Source organism: Bartonella sp. AA18HLJMS (genome assembly GCF_042197245.1).
Lineage (GTDB): Bacteria > Pseudomonadota > Alphaproteobacteria > Rhizobiales > Rhizobiaceae > Bartonella.
In genome coordinates this window covers 1-25,307 of sequence record NZ_JBHIRP010000004.1, presented here as the reverse complement: position 1 = coordinate 25,307, position 25,307 = coordinate 1, and the positions used below count along the sequence as shown (strand labels likewise).

The following is a 25,307-nucleotide window of genomic DNA, read 5'->3' as shown; positions in this document are numbered from 1 at the left end:
TTTAGAAGTTCGTTATCTTTATTGGAATATTGTCAGAGGAAATGACTTTTCTCAAGAGGCTCTCTTTGAATATATAAAGGGAAATAGATGGTACAAGCGTTTTTATTTTTGGTTACTGTGTTTTTTTACACTGGTTTTTATACGAGTTGAATTGCGGTTTATCATGATATAATTTGTGAGAAAATATTATGAAAATAATTTATATATTCTATTACGAGCTGTTTTTTCTTCTTCAGTGTTTATGAAGGGTGTTGAGTAGAAAAAATGAGCCCTTTCAAGATGCGTTGCATTATGAAATTTTTACGATGCTTTTTGATATCAACAAAAAATGATAGCAGCTTAATTGCTTTTATATATACGATGTTCGATCGTTTTGTGCTGGATAAGTACCGATAATACGCAGTTCTGCAGAAAAGAAAGATAATTCTTCTAAGGCAAGTTTCATCATCGGGTCTTCAGGATGTCCTTCAATATCAACAAAGAACTGTGTTGCATTGAAATTTCCACCAATTTGATAGCTTTCTAATTTTGTCATATTGATACCATTCGTTGCAAATCCTCCCATAGCTTTATAGAGAGCAGCGGGGACATTGCGCACTCGAAAAAGAAGACTGGTGATGATTTTTTCGCCATTTTGAGGTTTGGGGACATGTCGTTTGGAGCGTGAAAGGATGACAAAACGGGTAATATTATGAGGGTTATCTTCAACATCTCTTTCAATAATATCAAGTCCATAGAGTTCTGCTGCGATTAAAGGTGCTAAGGCAGCCTGTGAACGTTTAGCATTTTTTTTAATAAATTTTGCAGCTCCAGCGGTGTCAGCAGAAACAACAGGTTTCCAACCGTTGTTTCGTATGATTTTTCGGCATTGTGCAAGGGCATGCGTATGGCTGTGGACGGTTTTAATTTCGTCATGTGTAACGCCGGGCAAAACCATGAGTTGAAAATGGATAGGTAAAAAATATTCATCAATAATATAAAGAGATGACTGTGGTAAAAGATGATGAATGTCTGCAACGCGTCCCGCAAGGGTATTTTCAATAGGGATCATAGCAAGATCAGCTTTCCCGCTTTCCACTAAATTAAGGGCGTCTTCGAAAGTAGCAGAGGGAACAGCATCCATATTGGGGAACATATTGGAGCAAGCAATATGGGAATTAGCGCCGTATTCTCCTTGGAAAGAAATTTTATTGGTTTTTTTAAGTATTTTCATGCTAAAATCTCACAAACTCTATCGAGATCATGTTGTGTGTCTACACCTAAGGGAATTGTATCGACTATTTCCACATCAATACGCATATTGTTTTCTAATGCACGTAATTGTTCAAGTTTTTCACGTTTCTCAAGTGGTGAGGGTTTGAATGATACAAATTTCTCAAGTGCTTCGCGCCTATAGGCGTATATTCCAATATGGTGATAAAGAGGACCCTCTCCATAAGGTGCTTTGGCGCGCGTAAAATAAAGAGCACGAAGGCGATTTTGAGAAAGCGGTGTACCAATGATTTTGACAACATTGGGATCTCTTGTTTCATTTTCTTCAATGATTTTGGCACCCAAGGTTGCAATATCAGTAAAGCTATTTTCTAAAGGGCGTAGCGCACGAATGATTTCACGAGGCATGATTGTTGGTAAGTCACCTTGTATATTTAAAATGGCGTTGTAGCGTTGTTCAGGATCAATGCGCACTAAAGCTTCATAAATACGATCAGATCCAGACTTATGATCACCTCGTGTTATGATATATTCATGCCCATAATCTGCAACAGCTTTAGCGATATCATTATGATCTGTTGCAACGATTGTACGTCCTATTCCAGCTTTTTTGGCTTGTTCTGCGACATGAACAATCATCGGTTTTCCGCCAATTTCAGCGAGAGCTTTTTGAGGAAGACGGGTTGAGCCCATACGGGCAGGAATAAGAATAATTGTTTCAAGAGCCATTGTAAGATTCCCAATGTCATCTGTGATGCATTTATGATGTTGTGTGTTATAAAGAAGATGTTGTGTGTTATAAAGAAAAAGCTTAAACTAAAAATGGTAATAAAATCGTGAACATTTGAGTTTTTATGAATCGCTCGAGATTTATTTATTTTATTTGTGCTTGTTTATGTGTGCTGGTCGCTATTGTGGGGATTTTCACACTCAGCAATATAGTTTACGATCATCCTACATCAGTCCAATATCATCATACAGTTGCCAAGAATGATATATTTCAAGAAAAACAAAAAGCACCTGATGTTTCCCTATCACTAAATAGCCGCCTTCAACAAGGCAATTTTGAAAATGGCCGTAAAGTTTTTCGCCAATGTGCCATATGCCACACATCTGGACGCAATGAAGCAGGGCGTGTTGGTCCAGTTCTCTGGGAGATTGTTAACCGCCCTTTGGCATCAGCAGCAGGTTTTGCTTATTCACGGGCATTACGTGCTCATTCTGATCAAAAATGGGATTTTGTAACGTTAGATCGTTATTTACATTCTCCACGTGAAGCTTTTCCTGGGACCATTATGTCTTTTCGTGGAATTAAAAATGACCAAGATCGTGCCGATCTCTTGCTTTATTTACGCAGTTTATCCGATCATCCTGTTCCTTTACCAATGGATAATAATAAAGCGAACGAGCCAAATTAACTTATACCATAGATGTTAATTTTAGAAAGAAGTCTGATTTTTTTGTAATTTTAGTTTCACAGTTTTATAAAAAGAGCTCTTATTGATGTTTTGTTAGGGGGGAACGCCCCTTACGCAAAACAGAACACATTTAACATTGCATATTTACTCGCTTATTTTAAAGAGATCTTTTATAAAAATGCACTCTTTACGCTGTCGTCTGTGGATTGGTTTTCAAGATTTGTGTGCTTCACTTTTTCTACGTATACTTGTCTGTGAAATTATTGCTGAAGGATTATCAATTTATGAGCCGCAGCTTTCTGCTTCTAAATGCAATAATTATATAATTAAAGCTCTCCATGAGGTTTATCTCAATCCTTCTATACACAAATCCCCATGTACTTTTACATCAATTCCCATGTATTTTTCTTATGAACAGAGACAATTGATTGTTCTTATACGTGCAATAATCCTAAGCTGCATTTTATGATGCTCGATGAATAGACGTTTTCTCTTGAGGTTAGAGATGTACTGACAGATCATTAACCTTTTATAGTATCGATCACTAAAATGTGACTTAGATTATTTATTTATAGGTTATGGTTTGAAGTAAGCACTTTCATGTGAAACAATTTTTATGTGTGAATATTAAAATAGTTGAATAGAGTTCTGCTGATTGTATTTTTATCTACGTCGAAAATTTTTTACACAAGGATATTGATAGCAGCTATGTTCCCACGAGTCTCTGTCCATTTATAGACGATGACATGAAATTATGCTGATAATCCATTATAGAGAATTATTTTTTCACAAAAGGTTTTCCATATTTGTGATAAATTTAATAGGTTTCATTGGTTACAATGTTTCGATGACTTGCGATAAAATTAATTAGTATTTCAATACATATTGCGAGAGTGCTAAAAATTAGTGGAAGAGAGGACATAATCATGATTCTCCAAGCTTCTTAATAACTATGGTATTTTCTTTATAATTTGAGCGTTTATAAGTAATAATATTAAATTGCGCTAATAATCCATTATAGAGAAGAATCTTTCCTACTAATGGCTCTCCGATGTTTGTGATCATTTTAATAACTTCCATTGCTTGTAGGGTTCCAATAACGCCAGGTAAAACACCGATGATTCCAGCTTCAGCGCATGTTGGAATAGTATCGGGAGCAGGAGGGGTGGGAAATAAATCGCGATAGTGAGGATTATTGTCTTTATACGGCATAAGGACGGTTAATGAGCCATTAAAACGTTCTACAGCACCACTTATTAAAGGTTTTTTACATTGGGCAGCGTGATCAGCGAGAAGATAGCGAGTGGTAAAATTATCACTTCCATCAACAATGATGTGGTAAGCATTGAGCAGTTTATCCACATTACTTTTATCTAAGCGTAGGGTGTGTTTTTCAACTACAACATGGGGATTTATTGCTTTTATAGTGGTTTCAGCACTGTCTGTTTTGCTTTTGTTGATTGCATTTGTTTTATGAATAACTTGGCGTTGTAAATTGGAAAGTGAAACGATGTCGTTATCGACAATTCCAAGAGTTCCAACACCTGCGGCAGCCAAATAGGTTAAGACAGGAGCACCAAGACCACCAGCGCCTACAACAAGAACGCGTGCTTTTTTTAGCTTTTGTTGCCCTGTACCACCAATTTCAGGCAAAATGATGTGGCGTGCATAGCGTTCGATTTCTTTGTTGTTTAATTTTATATCTGTTTCTTGTGTCATAAATTTTCTCTTGTCATAGTTCTTTTATTGTTTACTAAGTTTATGATGCATAGACCAGTCTGCTTTTAGGATAGAGAGGATTTATTTATGAAAATTGCCATTCAGATGGATCATATTTCAACAGTTCGGATTCAAGGAGATACGACATTTGCACTCGCTTTAGCAGCCCAAGAACGTGGACACTCTCTCTTCCATTATACACCAGATCGTTTATCTCTATACGATGGTTGTGTGATTGCACGACTAGAGCCATTGATTGTACATGATAAAGAGGGAAGCCACTATCGATTAGAAAAGCCTGCTCGTACGGAATTAACAGATATGGATGTGGTTCTTTTACGCCAAGATCCACCTTTTAATCTCAATTATATCACAACAACTCATTTGTTAGAGCGTATTCATCCTAAAACACTCGTTGTGAATGATCCGGCATGGGTACGCAACAGTCCAGAAAAAATTTTTGTTACTGAATTTTCTGATCTGATGCCAGAAACATTAATTACCAAAGATATTGAAGAAATAACAGCTTTTAGAGAGACATTTGGCGATATTATTGTTAAACCACTTTATGGAAATGGGGGTGCTGGTATTTTTTATTTAAAACAAGATGATCGCAATTTAGCATCATTGTTAGAAATGTTTGCAGAAATTTATCACGAACCTTTTATTGTTCAGCGCTATTTAGAGGCAGTACGAAAAGGAGATAAAAGGATTATTTTGCTTGATGGTACACCTGTTGGAGCTATTAATCGAATTCCGACAGAAACAGATGTGCGCTCTAATATGCATGTTGGAGGTCGCGCGGAAAATGTGGAGTTAACAAAACGTGATTATGAAATTTGTGAACGCATTGGTCCAGCCTTAAAGGAACGCGGTCTTCTTTTTGTGGGGATTGATGTGATTGGAGATTATATAACAGAAATTAATGTGACGTCTCCTACGGGAATTCGTGAAATTAAACGCTTCTGCGGTACAGATGTTGCTCATTTGTTTTGGGATGTTATTGAGTTCAAGCGTTCAAATGAATTTATTTGACAGAGGACAAAAACATGGTTTTAAAAAAATGATCCATGTTGTTTTTTATATTTGTTATGTTGTAAATGTGAACTAGAATGACCGTATAATATAAGTTAAGAGGCTTTGTTTTCGATTTTTAGGGAGTTTATAGATGAACAAAGTATTATCAATTGGAGTGGGATTGATTTTTGCGCTACTGCTGTCAGCAAATGGAGGCAATGCGCGCGATCAAATACAGATTACTGGTTCATCTACAGTTTTACCTTATCAAAAGATTGTTGCTGAAACATTTGGAGAAATTTATCCCCATTTTAAGGTTCCTGTTATCGAATCGGGAGGAACAGGAGCTGGTATTAAGGAATTCTGCCGTGGTATTGGGGAGAACACTGTTGATATTGTTAATGCTTCGCGAGCAATGAAACCGAGTGAATTACAGTCTTGTTTTGATGCTGGTGTAAAAGATGTTGAGGAAATACGTATTGGGTATGATGGCATTGTTTTTGCAACTGATATTAAGGGACCTGATTGGAAATTACAGCCAGTAGATGTTTATAAAGCCCTTGCTGCTCGAATTATTATAGACGGAAAGTTGCAACCGAATAATGTTTTGAAATGGAGTGCAGTTAATAGTGCTCTTCCTGATTGGACGATAGCAGCGTATATTCCTGGGGAGAAGCATGGGACACGTGAAGTTTTTGAGGAAAAATTACTTACTAAGGGGTGTAAAGAGAGTGGGGCAGTTGAGGTGATGAAGTCTTTAGGAATGGATGATAAGGAGATACACACTGCTTGTATTGCGGTACGTAAGGATGGAAAAGCGGTTGATATTGATGGTGATTATTCTGAAACATTTGCGCGTCTAACTTCTAATAAAACAGGGGTTGGTATTTTTGGTTTGTCTTTTTATCAAAATAATGCTGATAAACTAAAGGTTGCCGATATTAACGGTTTTGCGCCAACAGTTGAGACGATTTCTAGTGGACAATATCCGGTTTCTCGTCCGCTTTTTTTCTATATTAAGAAAACACATTTAGGTATTATTTCAGGTTTGCGAGAGTATGTTGACTTTTTTCTTTCTGATCAAATGATTGGTCCAGAGGGTCCTTTGGCTGAATATGGTTTGATTGTTTCTCCTGAAAAGGAGCGTCAAGCACAGCGTTCTGATTTTTCTGCTGGTCGAGTAATGACATTGAAATAATTTGCAGGGAAAATTTGTTGGATTTCTGGGATAGGGAATTTGGATGCTATTTTTTTATAAAAACTGAAAGATAAAATGCGCATTTCCTTTATTATTTTGTTATTATTGACTTTTGGATTTTGTGGTTTTTGTATTTCTTATATGCGAGCACGCATTCTTGAATACAGACAACATAAAATGCATTCTCGTGCGTATTATTATGGCTGGTGGACATTTTTGATTACTGTTATTCCAGCTTTTATTTTTTTAATTGTTTGGGATGCTGGGAGTACAATTTATTTAGAATATAATGCCTCTCGAGAGCTTGAGGCGTATAGTGCGCATGTAACAGAGCCTGTAAATCACGATCTACTTTGGGAGACACTTCGAAGTCTCGTCAAAAAGATTCATCGCTTTGAGGGGAATCTTTCTAGCGCTTCCTATAAGGAAGTGCAGGCACAATTACTCGCGAAGGGATTGATTTTATCCGATGAAGCATCGGATGATGTGTTCAAAATAGCACAGTCGTGGGTATTCTCTTCTGAAAAGCTTAAGTTTATAGGTTATGTTTTTCTTTTTGCTATTGCGTCCTTTGGTTTTATCTGTGGAATGATGCAAATTGCGCCTCATCAACGTGCCCGTAATAAGGTTGAATCTTTTATTATTATTGGATTGATTTGTGCATCTATTGTTGCAGTCTTGACAACAATAGCCATTGCGCTTTCTATGCTTTTTCAGACAGTAAGCTTTTTTCAGTCTGTATCCTTTTCAAATTTCTTTTTAGGAACAGTTTGGGATCCGCGTTTTTCCGCGAGCGGTTCCAGCGATGAAGTAGGACAATTTGGTTTAATACCGCTTCTTGCTGGTACGCTTTATATTGCATTTGTTGCCATGCTTTTTGCTGTACCTATAGGACTATTTTCAGCTCTTTATATGGCGGAGTATGCTTCTGCGCGATTGCGAGCAATTGTGAAGCCATTGTTAGAAGTTCTTGCTGGCATTCCAACGATTGTTTATGGCTTTTTTGCTTTGAAGGTTGTGGGACCATTTTTACGAGATCTCTCTGCTTCTCTCTCAGACGGGGTTAGTTTTATTATGGCACAAAGTGTTTTGACTGCTGGAGTTGTGATGGGAATTATGTTGATACCTTTTGTTTCCTCTTTATCGGATGATGTTATTACGGCTGTTCCACGCATTTTACGTGAAGGTTCTTATGGTTTAGGCGCAACGCAATCTGAAACAATTAAAAAAGTTGTTATACCAGCAGCGCTTCCAGGGATTATGGGGGCCATTTTGTTGACGGCATCGCGTGCAATTGGAGAAACAATGATTGTGGTTTTGGCGGCAGGTGTTGCAGCAAACTTAACACTCAATCCTTTCGAAGCAATGACTACGATGACTGTTAAGATTGTTAATCAATTGACCGGTGATTTTGAGTTTAATTCTCCACAAACTCTGGTGGCTTTTGCCTTAGGGATGACGCTCTTTGTTATGACACTTTTGATGAATATTCTGGCTCTTTATATTGTGCGTAAATATCGGGAACAATATGAATGAATGAAGATTTTTTTCCTCGTCGCAATATTAGTCTCAAGCGTCGGTATTGGGCTGAACGTCGTTTTCGTGCCTATGGTTTGATTGCCATTTCTATTGGTTTATTTTTTTTATTTACGCTTTTATGGTCTATCATTAGTCAGGGTTATACAGCTTTTTTTCAAAGTGAAATGACATTATCGATTTATTTGGATGAAAAGATCATTGATCCAAGTGGTCAACGTAAAACAAAACCACAAGTGCTTATGACGGCGAATTATCCACTTCTTGTACGCAATGCTTTAGCGAAGAAACTTAATATCAATCAAAATGATCGAGCCTCTCTTTTGGACGTTAACCGGATGTTTTCAAATGGTGTCCGTGTTCAACTGCGTGAAATGGTGACAAAGAATCCAAAACTGATTGGCACAATGCAAAAAGTTAAAGTTTTGGCATCTGCGGATATTGATTCTGCTTATAAGGGACAGATTGATCTGCGTGTAGCAGAAAAAAACCGTAAAGTTTCTAATCGACAAATAGAATGGATAAAGCGTTTAGCGCATGATGGTACGCTTTATAAAACATTTAATATTGGTTTTTTTACATTTGGCGCTTCAAGTCGTCCTGAGACTGCGGGATTAGGTGTTGCGATCATTGGTTCTCTTTATATGATAGGCATCGTTTTATTAGTTTCCCTTCCGATAGGCATAGCAACGGCTCTTTATTTAGAAGAATATGCACGCAAAAATAAATTTACAGATTTTATAGAGGTTAATATCAATAATCTTGCAGCTGTTCCTTCAATTGTGTTTGGTCTTTTAGGACTCTCTTTTTTTGTTAATTTTTTAGGATTACCACGTTCAGCCTCTTTTGTTGGTGGTCTTGTTTTAGCGCTCATGACTCTTCCCACGATCATTATTGCAACACGTTCTGCTCTGCGTGCTGTTCCTCTCTCTATTCGTTCTGCAGCTTTGGGGTTGGGAGCATCAAAAACACAAATGATTTTTCATCATGTTGTTCCTTTAGCTGCGCCTGGCATTTTGACAGGCACAATTATTGGAGTCGCTCAGGCTTTGGGTGAAACAGCTCCTTTGCTTTTGATTGGAATGGTTGCTTTTGTTGTTAATATTCCTACGACCCCCATGGATCCAGCAACGGCTTTGCCTGTTCAAATTTTTATGTGGGCGGGTGAAGCAGAGCGTGCTTTTGTTGAAAAGACATCAGGTGCTATTATTGTATTGATGATTTTTCTTGCGATCATGAATATTTCTGCGGTTTTTTTACGTCGACGATTTGAACGCCGCCAGTAATTTTAATAAAACAACAGCTTTGATAAGATTTTTGTAAGGTGAATTTTTGTAATGAAGATTAAAATGCGCGGTCAGGATGTGAAGGTTTCTTACGGAGATAAAGAAGCACTCCACGGTATTACACTTGATATTCCTGAACATCAAGTAACTGCTTTGATTGGTCCATCAGGATGCGGAAAGTCAACTTTTTTGCGTTGTTTTAACCGTATGAATGATACGATTGAAGGCGCTAAAACAACTGGTCTTATTACCTTAGATGGGGAGAATATTTATGACACACGGATTGATGTTGTAGAATTGCGCGCTCGTGTTGGAATGGTTTTTCAAAAGCCCAGCCCTTTTCCAAAATCTATATTTGAGAATGTTGCGTATGGTCCACGCATTCATGGTTTAGTTAAAACGCGTTCTGAATTGCATGATGTCGTTGAAAAGAGTTTGAGGCAGGCAGGTTTGTTTGAAGAAGTAAAAGACCGCCTTCATGATCTTGGAACAAGTTTATCAGGGGGACAACAACAGCGTTTGTGTATTGCACGTGCCATTGCGGTTAGTCCTGAAGTTATTTTGATGGATGAGCCATGTTCAGCTCTTGATCCTATTGCGACAGCACGGATTGAAGAGCTTATCGATGCGTTACGGCAAAATTATACAATTGTTATCGTAACGCATTCCATGCAACAGGCCGCACGTGTTTCTCAACATACGGCTATGTTTCATTTAGGGCATTTGGTAGAAGTTGGTGCGACTGAAATGATCTTTACCTCACCAAAAGAGCAACGGACGCAAGATTATATTACGGGGCGTTTTGGATAGGTGAATTGAGGAGTATAAGATATGTCTATGAAACATACTGTCCGTTCTTATGATGCAGAACTAAAATATTTAAGAGTAAGGATTACAGAAATGGGGAGCCATGCAGAAAGGATGATTGAACGTTCTGTCGCATCGGTTGTGAGTAGTGATCTTCAACTTGCAACGACAGTGATTGCCGATGATGTGTTTTTAGATGAAGCAGAACGTGACATTGATGAAAAAGCGGTTGCTATTATTTGCAAACGCCAACCGATGGCTGTCGATTTGCGTGAAATTATTGGAGCCATTCGTATTTCTTCTGATCTTGAACGGATTGGGGATATGGCAAAAAACATTGCTAAAAGGACTGTTGCACTTTCAGAAATACGTCAATCTGCTTCTGTTTATCATGGGCTTGAAACAATTACAGCTTTAGCACTCAATCAATTAAAAGAAGTCTTAAATGCTTATACGAGTCGCCTATTAGAGCGTGTTGACGCGGTGCGTGAGCGTGATGAGAAGATTGATGCTTTGTATACTTCTCTTTTTCGTGAACTTTTGACGTATATGATGGAAGATATGCGCAATATTACGGTTTGTACGCACTTACTGTTTTGTTTAAAGAATATTGAACGAATTGGTGATCATGTTACTAATATTGCTGAAATGCTGCATTATATCATAACGGGTTACCATATGTCCTCTGATCGTCCTCGCGATGACCTTACTTATAAAGTTGGGGTAGGTGAGAAGAAAATAGATTAAAATTTTTCTTATATGTATAAAATAAGTTTGTAGATATATGAGTATTTTCTTAAAGTGCAGCTATAGAAAGAATAAGATAACCATCTTATGGAAAAGCACAAAGAAGCAACAAAGAGTTTTTTCAGAGAAGCATGGCAGATTGTTAACTCTTGGTTTGACATATTTGTATATTAGATGATATCATCACTCGTATTGTGGCAGGAGGGGAGTTTTCTAGGGGAATTTCCTTTCAGATCATTTTGTTAAAATTTTATATTAAAGGGGATATCTGTATTATTTTTTCGTATGTAGAAGAAGTGGATAGTGTTACTTTATTGTAATTGAAATGTGTGGGTTATTATAGCCTATATTGAACCATGAAGAATAACAATATCGATCTGTAAATTAAGAGTTTTTTATTTTTTATTTTGCATAGATACTTTTTGATTACCTCTTGTATTAAAATTTTACTGAGTGGTAACAATTAGCTATGTACTTTATTGAGAGATACATTTAAAGCTCATTTCAAGACTTGAATATCTCAGAGATTATAGGAATGTGTTGCATAAGATGAAAAAAAATCGTTGGAATGTTTTTGTTACCTGTTGTGTAGCGCCGTTAGTTGTTGTGGGATGTGCTTCAAGTCATTTAGATGCTGGAAAAATAAATAATAATAAGACAAAAGCGGTTACATATCCATTGACAGAGCGTCAATGTCTTATGCGAGCAATGTATTTTGAATCAAATCGCACAAGCCGTGAAGGAATGATTGCCGTTGGAACGGTTGTTATGAATCGTGTTAATTCAACCGCCTATCCTAAGACGATTTGTGGTGTTGTTGGTCAATATAGGCAGTTTGCTCCTGGTGTTTTAACGCGTCCTATGACGGAGAAAGCATCTGTTGCTCGTGTAAGAGAGGCGGCTGATGCCGTTTTACGAGGTGAACGAGATAAGAAAGTTAAACACGCTAAGTTTTTTCATACCGCTGGTTTGTCTTTTCCGTATAAAAACATGCATTATGTTCAGGTTGCAGGGGGAAATGCTTTTTATGAAAAACGATCACGTGATGGAGAACTTCAAGTTCCTACAAATAATCGCCCTTATGATGTTGCTTATGCTTTTGCTCAAGAACGTTCTGGTCATGCGCCAAGCTTTATAGATGAAGGCTTAGAGAGTAGGGGCGTAAAGGCAGAGAAAAGTACATCTCCTTCGACAGAAGTAGCACAGTCCAAGATGGCACATCCTGCGCCTTTTGCTATGGTACAGCTTGATAAAGTTCCTATCCCTGCCTATGCACCTCAACATCTAGCTAGGAAAGAAGAAAATAAAACGATTATGGCTTTACCTTCATCTGATCAGTTAAATGCAATTGTTGCAATGTTAGAAAAACGACACAGGAACTAGTAAGTTTTTCATGACCAAAGAAGGATTATATACCCATTGCGGTTTATGAATTAAGTGAATTTTAGCGATAATGATACGCATAAATATACGTAGAGAAAGCGAACTCAAAGGATCTGAAAAACAATTTATAATATGACGACATAAAGAACGCATTCTATTTAAAGAAGGGTATTGGTAATGTACTTTGATATTCATGAGACAATTTTGCCTGAAATGCTTAATCGTCTTGCAGAAATTACAGTGAAAGTGGGGTTGAATTTACAAGAGGGGCAGGATCTTGTTTTAACTGCTCCAGTTTCAGCGTTACCTTTTGTTCGGCGTATTGCATATCATGCTTATAAGGTTGGTGCTGGTGTCATTACACCAATTTTTAGTGATGATATGTTATCGCTTACACGGTTTGAAAATGCCCATACAGCTAGTTTTGATTGTGCCCCTTCTTGGCTTTATGAGGGAATGGCAAAGGCTTTTGAAAATGGGGCAGCGCGTTTAGCGATTGTTGGTGATAATCCTTTGCTCCTTTCCAATCAGGATTTTGATAAGGTTTCACGTTTAAATAAAGCCACTTCAATAGCTTACCAGCCGGCACTCAAGCAAATATCAAATTTTGCTATGAATTGGTCGATTGTTGCTTATCCAACAGCAGGATGGGCTGAGGCAATGTTTCCTTCTTTACCACTTAATGAGGCGATTAAAAAATTAGCCGATGCAATTTTTTCTGCTTCACGTGTTACAGGAGAAGATCCGGTGCAGGCGTGGACTGTTCATAATGCACATTTGAAGAAACGGTCATTTTGGCTTAATGAGCAGCGTTTTTCTGCCTTACACTTTACAGGGCCAGGGACTGATTTAACTGTTGGTTTGGCAGATGATCATGAATGGCATGGTGGTGCATCCGTTGCTCAAAATGGTGTTATTTGCAATCCGAATATTCCGACAGAAGAAGTTTTCACGACTCCTCATGCTCATAAGGTTGAAGGTTTCGTTCGCTCAACAAAGCCCCTTTCCTATCAAGGAACTCTGATTGATAATATTGAAGTACGTTTTGAAGCCGGGCGTATTGTTGAGGCTCGTGCATCAACAGGTCAAGAAGTTTTACAGCAGGTTTTGCAAAGTGATGAGGGTGCAAGCCGGTTGGGCGAAGTTGCCCTTGTGCCCCATTCTTCACCAATTTCTAAGAGTGGACTCCTTTTTTATAATACCTTATTTGATGAAAATGCTGCATGTCATATTGCTTTAGGGCAGTGTTATTCCAAATGCTTTTTAGATGGGGCATCATTGACGTCAGAAGAGATTGCAGCACGTGGTGGGAATAAAAGTGTCATTCATATTGACTGGATGATTGGTTCTGGTGAAATTGACATAGATGGCATTACCCAAGATGGTGTAAGAGTTCCTGTATTTCGTAAGGGTGAATGGGCTTAATTTTGTTACCATAAAACACGGTCATTTGAGGTGGGGTGGGATGTAAGCTTTATTGATACGTTAAGTATTTTAGAGTGTGTGGTATATATTCAAGGCAGGGTTTGTCCATAAAGCCTTTAGTTAAATGATTCACATGAGTAGGAATCCAAGTAAAATCGACTCATCAAGAATTTGTTTAGTAGATGTAGAGGAAGTCTTCGTTTTTTGAGGGGGGAAGAAGTCAATTTATCAGTGATACGATTGGAAAGTGTATAATTATTAAAGAAGAGTAATGCCTGAGCTTCCTGAAGTAGAGACAGTTCGTCGTGGACTTGAGTCCGTTGTAACTGATGCAAAGATAGTATCTGTCAAACTTAATCGTAGAGATTTGCGCTTTCCTTTTCCTGAGGCTTTTTCTGAGCGCCTTATTGGCAGAACAATTATAGAACTTGGTCGGCGTGCGAAATATTTATTATTTCATCTTTCTCAGGATGAAACGATTTTAAGCCATTTAGGAATGTCTGGTTCATGGCGTATAGAGAATGATTTTTTAAGAAAAGCTTGTTCAGCGTCAAGTAAATTAGTTAAACATGATCATTTTGTCATGGATATTCAGACAAAGAATGGTGACGTTTATCGTCTTATTTATAATGATGTGCGTCGCTTTGGGTTTATGCTTTTAGTCGATACGGATAAGCTTTATGAACATCCACTTTTAAATAAGCTAGGTCTTGAACCTATGAGTAATTCGTTTTCTGGTCGTTATTTACAAAAGGCTTTTGTTAATAAAAAAATGTCTCTCAAGGGTGTTTTACTTGATCAGTCTATTGTTGCAGGTCTTGGGAATATTTATGTTTGTGAAGCACTTTGGCGGAGTCGTTTGTCTCCACAACGTGGTGCATTTACATTGGCATCAAAAACGGCACGTGCACGTGAATTTGCAGATTCTTTAGCACAAAATATACGCAATGTGATTTCTGAAGCCATTTTGTCTGGTGGCTCTTCTTTACGTGATTATATGCATATAGATGGTTCGCTTGGTTATTTTCAGCATGCTTTTTCAGTTTATGGACGAGAAGGCAAGCAATGTTTGGAATGTGGAGCGCCTATTATGCGCATTTTACAGGCTGGACGTTCAAGTTTTTACTGCTCACAATGTCAAAAATGAATAAGGTGTCTTGCAAAATCTTACAAGAGGCTTAAAGTCATCGCATCTATAATATAATTACACAAGGCTTGAAAGGTTTTTTTTATGCTGAATAAAGTACTAACACATCTTGATGGAAATATAGAGAAGAGCCTTGAACGCCTTTTTTCTCTTTTACGTTTTCAATCGATTTCTACAGACTCGGCTTACAAGGATGCATGTCGTAAAGCAGCTGATTGGTTAGTAGAGGATTTAAAAAGCATCGGTTTTGAGGCTTCACGCCGTGATACGCCGGGGCATCCAATGGTTGTTGGGCATCATCCTGGACCTTCAGATGATTGTTTGCATGTGTTGTTTTACGGACATTATGATGTTCAACCTGTTGATCCATTGAGTTTATGGGAGGATGATCCATTTACACCTTCTTTAAAAGAGAGAGATGGAGAGAAAGTTATTTGTGCTCGTGGAGCTTCAGATGACAAAGGTCAGTTGATGACTTTTATTGAAGCATGTCGTGCATTTAAGAAAGAAACAGGGCAGCTTCCTATTAAAGTTACTGTTTTATTTGAGGGAGAAGAAGAATGTGCTTCTCCTTCCCTTATTCCTTTTTTAAAAGCAAATACAGATGAACTTAAGGCAGATTATGCATTGGTTTGTGACACGTCAATGTGGGATGCGGATACACCATCTATTGCTCTTTCTCTTCGGGGAATTATGGCAGAAGAGATTATTATCACAGCAGCGAATCGTGATTTGCATTCTGGTTATTTTGGAGGAGTAGCAGCTAACCCCATTCGTATTTTAACGAAAATCTTAGCAGGACTTCACGATGAAAATAATAGGGCAACACTTCCTGGTTTTTATGATGGCGTAGAAGAAACACCTCCACAGATTTTACAATCATGGAATGCACTTAATTGTACTGCTGAAAATTTTCTTGGTCCTATAGGACTTTCCGTTCCAGCTGGTGAAAAAGGGCGGAGCATTTTAGAGCTTGTATGGGCACGTCCTACCATGGAAATTAATGGTATTAGTGGCGGCTATGAAGGGGAAGGGATGAAAACAGTTATTGCTTCTCAAGCGAGTGCAAAAGTATCGTGTCGTTTGGTGCATAAGCAAGATCCAGAGAAAATACGCCAAGCGTTGCGTGATTATGTACGTAGCTCAATTCCTGCTGATTGTAAGGTTGAATTTAAGAATCACGGTTCTTCTCCGGCACTTCAGATTTCTGATGATTCATCTTTTATCAAGGAGGCGAAGGATGCCTTATCACAAGAGTGGGAAGTGCCTGCTGTTTTGACAGCCATGGGGGGCTCGATCCCAATTGTAGCAGATTTTCGGTCAATTCTTGGTATGGAAACTCTTTTGGTTGGTTTTGGACTGGCTGATGACCGTATTCATTCTCCTAATGAAAAATATAATTTAAAATCGTTTCATAAGGGGCAGCGGTCTTGGGCGCGTATTCTTGCTGCTTTAGCAAGTAGGAGGGTAAATGGCTGAGATTCGCGTTCATCAAGGTGATTTACCAAACTTAGACAATTATAAAACTGATGCCATTGCGATTGATACCGAGACTTTAGGATTACAACCCTATCGTGATCGTTTATGCGTTGTTCAGCTTTCTTCTGGAGATGGTACTGCCGATATTATACAGATTGCTAAAGGACAAAAGAATGCACCTAATTTGGTCAAGCTTCTTGAAGATAAAGCGGTCGTAAAAATATTCCATTTTGGGCGTTTTGATCTTGCTATTTTAGCACATACATTTGGTGTTATGCCAGAGGCTATTTTTTGTACAAAGATTGCTTCGAAACTCACGCGCACTTATACGGATCGTCATGGTTTGAAAGAAATTTGTAATGAATTGCTGAATGTGAATATTTCTAAACAGCAACAATCTTCGGATTGGGCGGCAGAAACGTTATCACAGGCACAAATTGAATATGCTGCGTCGGATGTGTTATATTTGCATCGTTTAAAGGTTATATTTGAAGAACGTTTAAGACGTGAAGAGCGAGAAAATGTTGCCAAGGCATGCTTTCAATTTTTGCCTATGAGAGCTAGGCTTGATCTTTTAGGATGGGCGGAAGTTGATATTTTTGCGCATAGCTAGCTTTAAAATTGGCTTTTAAATGGAGTTAATTATTGATGTGAGAGGACAAAATGCTTGTACATTATGGGCATTTTATCCTCTCATCTTTTCTGATAAGAATTATAATAAATTCTTAAGTGCTATTTCATTTGAAGTTTAGGCAATAAAGGTACTTTTGCGAATTCATATTTTTTATTTTTGTAACAGCTTTTATTTGAAACAAAGCAATTTTGAGGAGAGGCTGAAAACATACGGTAGGTTGGAAGACTTAAATCTCTGAAACCGGTATACAGCCTAATTGGGGGAGAATATGAATGTGTAAATGTAAAAAACCAATCTCATCTTTACCATCATTTTTAATTCTGCTTTACGACTTTCAAAAGTATTTAAAGCAATGTCTGTTAAATAATAGAGATTACGCATTGCCCCATACTTTTGTTTCTCATGTTTTTAATGGATTTACGTTCTTCGTGTAAAACAGAACGCTCTAAACGGAATATATTTGTGTTGCTAATTCATGTGCTTTTTGTAAAGAAACCGACACCCAAGTTCATTTTACGGTGGCGCTCATAAAAGATATAACAATAAAGCTTCCAATACCAATATAAAATCTATTGAACACTACCATCTTTATGCTTATGGAGTAACAAGCCGCTACCATCCACACAACTGTGCCAATTCCCAATGTTGTGTAAGTCCTTAGCACTTGAGACGGTTCATAAGAGGCATTTTTAGTCTTTTTTTTTAGTGTTTTTTATCTACACAGCTCTCACAACTTGTAACGTGCAAACAAATGGTTTTGATTGATTCAACATGAAAAAGATTTGGAATGAGAGAATCTTATGGTATTTAGGATTCTCAGTCAATATGAATAACGCTAAATTATCATTATAAATCAGTATATTATATGAAGTTCGTATAGTTTATTATTTTCAGACGATACTTCGTGCCTTTATTTATTACTCAATAAGTAATTTCTATGTTGGCAGAGCAGGGCAATTTTCTTTTATTTTAAAATTAAAATGCTTCAAAGCTTTGTTTTTTGAGGATTCTCACTTTTTATCTATAAACATGCTATTTTTCTCTAGAAATTTGCAATGAAGACACTAGATAAAATCCATTATGGATATTTAATGAGGTTAAATTTATGAATATAAAATATTTTATTACGGCTTTCGCTACGTTTGCTTCAATCTCTGTAGCTCAGGGTGCTTCTTTCTTGTCTTCTCAAAAGTTAATAGAGGGTATACCTTCTATTGTTCCTCCTAGAGATCTTTTTTCTAGTGAACAGTTGAGCAAGATCTTCTCTGAAGTTGTTCAAATGGAACTTTCTTGCACGCATAACAACCAATGCATAACAGCAGCTAAGTTAGTACCTGTATCATATTCTGGTAAAAAAAGATTTAAAAAGCCTAAAAGAGGATCAGGGAAAGGAAAACGACCAGACTTATTTGGACGAAGTCCAATGAGTTATTAAAAAGTAAGAAAACAACATCAAGAGGTCTAACGTATGATCGGGAATTGAAGAGAGGAGATATTTTTTATCATTTGAAAAGTGGAGGAGCAGTTGTTCGCAAAGGGTATTATAATTATGTACGGAGGGGGTGAAGAGTACTATTTGGAAAAGATATGGGGAGGTGGATTTCGGTGTAAGAATACTCTGTATAATGGCAATCGCTCGTTACAAAATTCATGGGTTTGGATAAATATAACCTCCCGATTTTGGGTTACGCTGTTATACTGTAAATACTGTCATTTTAAGCGTAACTATACAGCGCATATAAAACTCCTTGATAAGTGTTTTTAGAGTAGGGCTTGTCCAGAGAGAGCCTTTAGTTAAGTGAATCACATAAGTAAGGAGTTAAGAAAAATCCTCTCGACAAGAAACTAAGCTGTTTGCAGAGAGGATCTGAGAGGATACTTCATCAAAATCGAGTGAAGCAACAAAAATGTTAAACTTTTGATCTTTCATGCTATGCTTCGACTACAGAATTTATAAAATATTCATTTGTCTATGATTCAAAATATCAGATATTTTTTCTGCCAAATTCATGATTTTTAAAGCAAGGTGTGGTGTGAAAACTTTAAGAAAGATTTCTCGTTTTTTCAGCTTTAAGGAGATTTCTATATAAGTTTTAATGTTTATCATACCGGTTGTCTGTCTTTAGGTATTTTTTTCAATTTAGCTAAAAAGAGTATGAAATGATAGCCTACAAATAGGGCTAAAGCTCTGGAAAAGATTTTCTAGAAAGTTAAGCAGAAGCGTAAATATGTCAAAAAGGAATAAATTCCTAAATTAAAAACAAAGAGCAAGCGTGATGAAATTACATGTAATTTTGTTGCAGTCCATAGGGTAGTGGAGATCTTGTTTTGTGCGGTACAAGCATTCTTTACAATGATGAAAAAACAATCAAAGAGCTATTCACATTTGGTTATGCGAAGGATGAAGCTAAAAACGTTGTTTGTATGAATTTAAATGGAACAGTTAGATTTAGCTGTTCTCAATATTGTAACGGTCTTCAATATTCAATATTGAGAGTATTAATAGGAGGCATCATGTTAGCTTTTAAATAGTTTTATTTATTCACACACTTGCTTGTTTGTGAGGTGCAGAGGGATGGTTTTGGTTTCTTTAATATAAAAAGGCTTAAGATAAGAGCATCGTCAATATTGCAGACGAATTAATATAAAGATATTTTTTCATTATAAATCAATATATTATATTTTTATGTCAATAGCACACGCTTTACACGGAGGGTACTGTGGCGCAGTTTTTTTATCAAAATGATAAAGGAGAGAAAACGTGAGGAAAAGAGATCATTTGTGCATGGGCATAGTTTTATTCTCATTATTACAGATCAAGCAATTAAGGGTACTTTGATTGGCTTTTTGTTTTTTTTTATAAGTGTATCATTTTTGCTACAGATATCTGAAGATGGGGCTCTATATGAAACGGTGTGTTCAAATAAATATTCAGCTATGGAGAGAAAATATGAATATGAAATGGTTAATAACAGCTTCTGCTTTCGCTTTTGTTTCAGCTTCAGCAGCACAAGCAGCAGATGTTATTGTTCCCCCAAGACCAACACCTGTTGCTCCCGTTATTGTTGCTCCAACTTTTTCTTGGACAGGTTTTTATGTTGGGGGCCAGATTGGTGGTTTTTCGGGTAAAACGAAAATGGATATTCTCAGTAATGGAAACAAGATTCCAGCGCCTGATGACCTTTTGCCTAAACTATCTGGTTTCATGGGTGGTCTTTATGCAGGTTCCAACGTTGATCTTGGTAATGGCCTTATTCTAGGTGTTGATACAGATATCATGTGGTCTAATAAAGATGACACGAAGACAGGAAAAACATATGTCATTGCCCCAGAACACATCAATTATATTAACAAGGTATTAAAAGACGCTGCAATTAATATTGGTAAAGATGCGCTTAAACCTGGTGCTAAACGAACCCACAGTTTCACTTTTAAAGAAAAGTGGGCTGGTGCAACGCGCGTGCGTATTGGTTTTGCAGCTGAACGCATTATGCCTTATGTTGCTGGTGGTATCGCTTATACACAGCTTCAAGATAGTGCGTTGATTTCAATAACAGATAAAGATTCAGACAAAGTAATCGCTTCTGGTACTCTGTCTGATGAAACAAAGACCCTTGTTGGTTACACCCTTGGTGCTGGTGTTGATTTAGCAATGACCAATAATATTATTGTACGTGCGGAATATCGTTACTCAGATTTTGGGAAAAAGAAATTCTCAAATGATAAATATGAGACTTCTTACAAAACCAATGATTTCCGTGTTGGTGTTGCTTACAAATTTTAACAGATGATAAGTTAAATAACAGAGGCTCTGTCTTTGACAGAGCCTCTGTTATTTTCTGTTGCCATATTATCACACAATACATAATTTATTGTGGATGTGAAAAGATATTATTCAGATTTTCTTAAAAAAAATCATAGACAATAAACAAGAATTACATTTAAAAACCAATAAGTTATTTATATATATATCTTTAGGTTTCTCGTACAAAATCAAGCTATGAAGCGATTTTGTCTGGGATGTGCCCTCCATTTTCTGTGACTGTATCATTTTTACTACAGCTTTTCTTTCTGTAATCTTGTAGCACTGTGCTCATAAATAAATTAGGAGCAAAGTTTATGAATATAAAATCTTTAGTAACAACTTCTGTTATCGCTATAGCGGCAGCTTCTGCAGCACAAGCTGCTGATGTTGTCATCCCTCGTGAAACAGCCCCAGCAGTCATCTCAGCAGCCCCTGCCTATTCTTGGACAGGTTTTTATCTTGGTGCTCAGATTGGTGGTCGTTCAATGAAATCTGACAACTTTTCAAACGATTTTAAGTTTTCCGGTATGATCGGTGGTCTATACACAGGTTACAATATTGATCTCGGCAGTGGTGTAGTCTTTGGCTTGGATACAGATGTCTCTTTTGTTGGTAAAAAAGATACAGTTAATTACGGTGAACATACGGTTGGAGGAGTATTCAATAAAACTGCTGAAGATATTACTAAAATCCTTACAGAAGCTAAGATTCCAGTGAAAGATGGTCTAAGAGTTGCATCTGGAGATGCATACACCGAAAGTGTTACTCTGAAAGAAAAGTGGTCTGGTGCTACACGCGTTCGCATTGGTTTTGCTGCTGATCGTATCATGCCTTATATCGCTGGTGGTGTTGCTTATACGCAAATACAAGGAATTTCCGCAATTGAAGTGAAAAAAGCTGTTGATACTTCTGCTAATCCTTCTGCTGATTCTGGTAAATTGGTTGCTTCTGGTAACGTATATGATGAAACAAAGACCCTTGTTGGTTTCACCCTTGGTGCTGGTGTTGACTTCGCAATGACAGACAATGTTCTGTTGCGTGCAGAATACCGTTACTCAGACTACGGTAAAAAGAAATACTTTAAAGACACAGCTGAACTTCAATACAGAGTCAATGATTTCCGTGTTGGCGTTGCATATAAATTCTAATTTCGTAAAAAACGAAATAAACTTCCAAGAGGCTCTGTCTTTGACAGGGCCTCTATTATTTTCTGTTGTTATATTATCACATACCCTATATTTATTAGGGGAGTAAAAGATATTATTTAGATTTTCTTAAAAAGATTTTTATAAATGACAGATAACAATTATGCCATAAAATCAATAATTTACACATACTTGTAACGTACAATTTCTTATGAAACGTGAAGTTATGAAATGACTTTATCTTGCGTCAGCTTTCGTTTCCTATGATTGTATCATTTTACTACAGCGTTTTTTTGTAGTCGTATAATACTGTGCTCGTAAATAAATGAGGAGCAAAGTTTACGAATATAAAATCTTTAGTAACAACTTTTGTTATCGCTATGACTACAGCTTCTGCGGCACAAGCTGCTGATATTGTCATTCCTCGTAAAACAGCTCCAACAGTTATCACAGCTCTTTCGTTTTCTTAGACAGGTTTTTATCTTGGTAGTTAAGTTGGCAACTTTTCAAGTCAAAGTTTATGTATTTGATTTTGAGACAAAAGAAAAAACTTCAGATAAAGATGCACTACCTATGCCTTCCGGTTTCATCGGTGGTATTTATTTAGGTTCCAACGTAGATCTTGGAAATGTTCTCATTCTAGGTGTTGAAACCGATGCAGTCTGGGCAGACCGAGGAGAGACGAAGACGGTCTCAAAGATTCTTGTGATTGATGAATTTAATGATTTTAATGATGAATTTGAAGATGCTGGTGTTGCATTGCTGGTGTTACATTGGATGAAAATAAAAAGTTTCAAAAGGGTGACACAGCAGTGTATCGCATTGGTTTCAAAGAAAAAAGGTCTGGTGCAACACGGGTTTGTGTTGGTTTTTCTGTCGCTGACAGTATTATGCCTTATCTTGCGATGGTATTGCTTATGCGCAAATACAAGGTGTTGGTAAAGTTTCAGGAACAAAAAAGTTGGCAAATGGGTAAGCCAAGTAAAGAGTTTCTGCTACAGTATTTAATAAAACAAAAACGATGGAGGGTTTTATCCTTGGTGGTGGTATAGATTTCGCGATGACAGATCATATTCTGCTTCGTGCGGAATACTGTTACTCAGACTTTGGTAAGAAGGAATTTAAAAAGGATTATCTTAAACTAGGCTACACAACCAATGACTTTCGTGTAAGTATCGCTTACAAGTTCTAATTTCATCAAAAGTGCAATTATGAATAAAAAAGTATTAATAAAAAGTTAAATTTTCAAGAGATCTTGACTTTTACAAAACCGCTGTTTTCTAGGGTTTATTTGTGTGATTGTGATATTTTTACTACAGCTTTTCTATCTGTAATCTTGTAAGGTCGTTTGATAGTTAATTTAGGAGCAAAATTATGAATACAAAATCTTTAATAGCAACTTCTATTGCCGCTTTAATTTCAGCTTCTGCAGCACAAGCTGCTGATATTATCATCCCTCGTGAAACAGCCCCAGCAGTTATCGCAGCAGCCCCTTCGTTTTCTTGGACAGGCTTTTATCTTGGTGGTCAAGTTGGTAACTTTTCGAGTAAAACTAAAGTAACTATTCCAGGAGAAGATAAAGAACTTTTCAAAAAAGATAACACACCTAGTCCTTCTGGTTTCATGGGTGGTATTTATGCCGGATCTAACGTAGACCTTGGAAATGGTCTCATTCTCGGTGTTGAAACCGATGCAGTTTGGGCAGACCGTGAAGAATCAAAAACAGCCCGTGAATTGACTCTTACTGAAAAAAATGCAGCAGATTTTAATGCTGCCCTTGAAAAAGCTAAGGTTGAATTAAAAGGTCAGCAACAGTTTGAAAAAGGCGACAAGGTAACGGAAAAGCACAGTTACAAAGAAAAATGGTCTGGTGCTACACGCGTTCGTATCGGTTTTGCTGCTGTTGACCGCATTATGCCTTATGTTGCTGGTGGTATTGCCTATGCGCAGGTACAGGGTATTCAATCAGTTACAGGAAAAGGAGAGAGAGTTAAAGTTGAACAGAAAGCTGGTGTGGTTGAAAACCCATCAGTTAAGCAAAATGTAGATTTGACTGGTGGTACTTGGGCTGATGACACGAAGACAATGGTTGGTTTCACTATTGGCGGCGGTGTTGACTTTGCAATGACCGACAACGTTCTTTTACGTGCAGAATACCGTTACTCCGATTTTGGTAAAAAGAAATTCGCCAACGATACACGTGAATTCAACTACAAAACCAATGACTTCCGTGTAGGTGTCGCTTACAAATTCTAATTTCGTAAAAATGAAATTATCAGCACAAAAAATACTAAGACCTCGTTTAACGGGGCCTTTATTTTATTATCTCTCTATTTTATTCCTCTTAATCTCTTCATTTTTAATGGGATCATACTCCTCATGCAAAACAGAACGCCCTAAACGGAATACACTTGTTGTTGTGTATTCACACATTTTTTTTAAATAAATATTTTTCAAAGTACATCAAGCCCACTTATGTCTCTGGAAAAGATTTGAATATTTTAGGCTCTGATGTTCAAGCAACGGATAAACTCCTCTTGCAAGCTGAGAGGAATGTTTCGATTGATGCCACACGCAACAGTGCCAATAGCCATCGCGGGGATCAAACATCTCATGTCGCGGTGCACAATGGCTCTCATCTAAGTTCTGGAAAAGAGACCACTGTTCTATCGGGTGGCGATATCCATATTGCTGCTTCCAATATAGATGCCAAGGGTAATGTTGCTCTTGGCGCCCAAGGGGAGGTAACAATAGGGGTAAGAAACGATGAGATGGAGTATCATCTTCAGGGCAAAAACACGAAAGTGGACATGCAAGCCTCTCATGCCGTTGGCTCTTCGATAAAATCTGGAGGTGATACCACTGTCATTGCAGGACAGGATGGCAAACCGCATGACCTTAGCATCACAGGCAGTTCCATTGCGGCTGAGGGCAAGGTAGGGCTGAAAGCCAGCAACGATGTCCTGATCAATAATGCAGAGGATAGCTCACACCGTGAGATATCTAGCTATACAGATGGCGGTTTTTTTGGGGGAAGTTCATCCTATTATAAAACTTTTGGAGCCACCCAAGTAGTAGGTTCAAGTATAGCAGGAGAAAAAGGCATTGCCATTGCCTCAGGCAACAACACGGAAGTTGTAGCCTCGACGCTCATAGCCGGTAAGGCAGAGGAAACGTCAGAAGAGAAAGCACTGGGAGATCAAAAACAAGCGGATATTACCATTCATTCTGGGGGAAAGATTGTCATAAAAGGCGCCCAAGAACACTTGGACCAGCAAGCACAATCGTCATCAAGTGGCTTTTTGCATGAGGAATCGTCCGATACATCTCAATCGCATACCACAACGGT

19 protein-coding genes and 2 pseudogenes are annotated in these 25,307 nt (G+C 37.6%); 18 read left to right on the top strand and 3 right to left on the bottom strand.

Translation table 11 applies throughout. The annotated features are described in order from the left end of the window. Positions 1 to 349: 349 nt before the first annotated feature. Entirely contained in the window at positions 350 to 1,213 is an 864-nt protein-coding gene (locus ACFINW_RS03845) for a prephenate dehydratase (RefSeq protein ID WP_375611800.1), read from the bottom strand. Continuing rightward, positions 1,210 to 1,941: a 3-deoxy-manno-octulosonate cytidylyltransferase gene (locus ACFINW_RS03840; RefSeq protein WP_375611799.1), complete on the bottom strand. Its 732-nt coding sequence runs from the start codon at positions 1,939 to 1,941 to the stop codon at positions 1,210 to 1,212. Before ACFINW_RS03840 ends, ACFINW_RS03845 begins: the two co-directional genes overlap by 4 nt. 125 nt (positions 1,942 to 2,066) lie before the next feature. On the opposite strand from ACFINW_RS03840, the gene ACFINW_RS03835 reads away from it, so the two are divergent. Beyond that, complete coding sequence (locus ACFINW_RS03835; protein ID WP_375611798.1) at positions 2,067 to 2,630, top strand: c-type cytochrome; 564 nt, start codon at positions 2,067 to 2,069, stop codon at positions 2,628 to 2,630. 924 nt (positions 2,631 to 3,554) lie between these two features. On the opposite strand, the gene ACFINW_RS03830 is transcribed toward ACFINW_RS03835, so the two are convergent. Next, positions 3,555 to 4,349, bottom strand: coding sequence for a molybdopterin-synthase adenylyltransferase MoeB (locus ACFINW_RS03830; RefSeq protein WP_375639463.1), 795 nt, complete (start codon positions 4,347 to 4,349; stop codon positions 3,555 to 3,557). An 87-nt stretch (positions 4,350 to 4,436) separates the two neighbouring features. Between ACFINW_RS03830 and gshB the strand changes: the two genes are divergently transcribed. From gshB to ACFINW_RS03745, 17 genes and pseudogenes are all read left to right on the top strand, one after another. Then, positions 4,437 to 5,384: a glutathione synthase gene (gene gshB / locus ACFINW_RS03825; protein WP_375621206.1), complete on the top strand. Its 948-nt coding sequence runs from the start codon at positions 4,437 to 4,439 to the stop codon at positions 5,382 to 5,384. 133 nt (positions 5,385 to 5,517) lie between these two features. Continuing rightward, positions 5,518 to 6,564 carry a PstS family phosphate ABC transporter substrate-binding protein gene (locus tag ACFINW_RS03820; RefSeq protein WP_375673806.1) on the top strand — a complete coding sequence of 349 codons (1,047 nt, stop codon included), beginning with the start codon at positions 5,518 to 5,520 and terminating at the stop codon, positions 6,562 to 6,564. A 75-nt stretch (positions 6,565 to 6,639) separates the two neighbouring features. After that, the gene (pstC, locus tag ACFINW_RS03815) at positions 6,640 to 8,100 is read left to right on the top strand and encodes a phosphate ABC transporter permease subunit PstC (RefSeq protein WP_375621207.1); all 1,461 of its coding nucleotides are present in this window, start codon (positions 6,640 to 6,642) and stop codon (positions 8,098 to 8,100) included. Beyond that, the gene (pstA, locus tag ACFINW_RS03810; RefSeq protein ID WP_375639449.1) at positions 8,097 to 9,386 is read left to right on the top strand and encodes a phosphate ABC transporter permease PstA; all 1,290 of its coding nucleotides are present in this window, start codon (positions 8,097 to 8,099) and stop codon (positions 9,384 to 9,386) included. Before pstC ends, pstA begins: the two co-directional genes overlap by 4 nt. A gap of 51 nt (positions 9,387 to 9,437) precedes the next feature. Next, positions 9,438 to 10,196, top strand: a complete 759-nt coding sequence (gene pstB / locus ACFINW_RS03805) for a phosphate ABC transporter ATP-binding protein PstB (protein WP_375632304.1) — start codon at positions 9,438 to 9,440, stop codon at positions 10,194 to 10,196. A gap of 21 nt (positions 10,197 to 10,217) precedes the next feature. After that, positions 10,218 to 10,940 (top strand): phosphate signaling complex protein PhoU, encoded by a 723-nt coding sequence (phoU, locus tag ACFINW_RS03800; RefSeq protein WP_375611791.1) that lies wholly within the window; start codon positions 10,218 to 10,220, stop codon positions 10,938 to 10,940. 549 nt (positions 10,941 to 11,489) lie between these two features. Beyond that, the gene (locus ACFINW_RS03795) at positions 11,490 to 12,323 is read left to right on the top strand and encodes a cell wall hydrolase (RefSeq protein WP_375639442.1); all 834 of its coding nucleotides are present in this window, start codon (positions 11,490 to 11,492) and stop codon (positions 12,321 to 12,323) included. A 177-nt stretch (positions 12,324 to 12,500) separates the two neighbouring features. After that, positions 12,501 to 13,748: an aminopeptidase gene (locus ACFINW_RS03790; RefSeq protein WP_375639437.1), complete on the top strand. Its 1,248-nt coding sequence runs from the start codon at positions 12,501 to 12,503 to the stop codon at positions 13,746 to 13,748. Positions 13,749 to 14,019: 271 nt separating this feature from the next. Continuing rightward, a complete protein-coding gene (gene mutM / locus ACFINW_RS03785; RefSeq protein WP_375621213.1) occupies positions 14,020 to 14,895 on the top strand; it encodes a bifunctional DNA-formamidopyrimidine glycosylase/DNA-(apurinic or apyrimidinic site) lyase in 876 nt (291 codons plus the stop codon). An 84-nt stretch (positions 14,896 to 14,979) separates the two neighbouring features. Then, complete coding sequence (locus ACFINW_RS03780; protein ID WP_375611787.1) at positions 14,980 to 16,374, top strand: M20/M25/M40 family metallo-hydrolase; 1,395 nt, start codon at positions 14,980 to 14,982, stop codon at positions 16,372 to 16,374. Continuing rightward, positions 16,367 to 16,987, top strand: a complete 621-nt coding sequence (locus ACFINW_RS03775) for a ribonuclease D (protein WP_375611786.1) — start codon at positions 16,367 to 16,369, stop codon at positions 16,985 to 16,987. Before ACFINW_RS03780 ends, ACFINW_RS03775 begins: the two co-directional genes overlap by 8 nt. Positions 16,988 to 18,113: 1,126 nt before the next feature. Beyond that, a complete protein-coding gene (locus ACFINW_RS03770; protein ID WP_375621214.1) occupies positions 18,114 to 18,443 on the top strand; it encodes a hypothetical protein in 330 nt (109 codons plus the stop codon). 1,515 nt (positions 18,444 to 19,958) lie between these two features. After that, on the top strand, positions 19,959 to 20,792 hold the full coding sequence (locus ACFINW_RS03765; protein WP_375621215.1) for an outer membrane protein: 834 nt from the start codon (positions 19,959 to 19,961) through the stop codon (positions 20,790 to 20,792). A gap of 335 nt (positions 20,793 to 21,127) precedes the next feature. Continuing rightward, on the top strand, positions 21,128 to 21,961 hold the full coding sequence (locus tag ACFINW_RS03760) for an outer membrane protein (RefSeq protein WP_375673804.1): 834 nt from the start codon (positions 21,128 to 21,130) through the stop codon (positions 21,959 to 21,961). A gap of 377 nt (positions 21,962 to 22,338) precedes the next feature. Continuing rightward, positions 22,339 to 23,150, top strand: a pseudogene (locus tag ACFINW_RS03755) (porin). A gap of 182 nt (positions 23,151 to 23,332) precedes the next feature. Continuing rightward, entirely contained in the window at positions 23,333 to 24,214 is an 882-nt protein-coding gene (locus ACFINW_RS03750) for an outer membrane protein (RefSeq protein ID WP_375621217.1), read from the top strand. A 215-nt stretch (positions 24,215 to 24,429) separates the two neighbouring features. Continuing rightward, positions 24,430 to 25,307, top strand: a pseudogene (locus tag ACFINW_RS03745) (hemagglutinin repeat-containing protein); the annotation flags it as partial.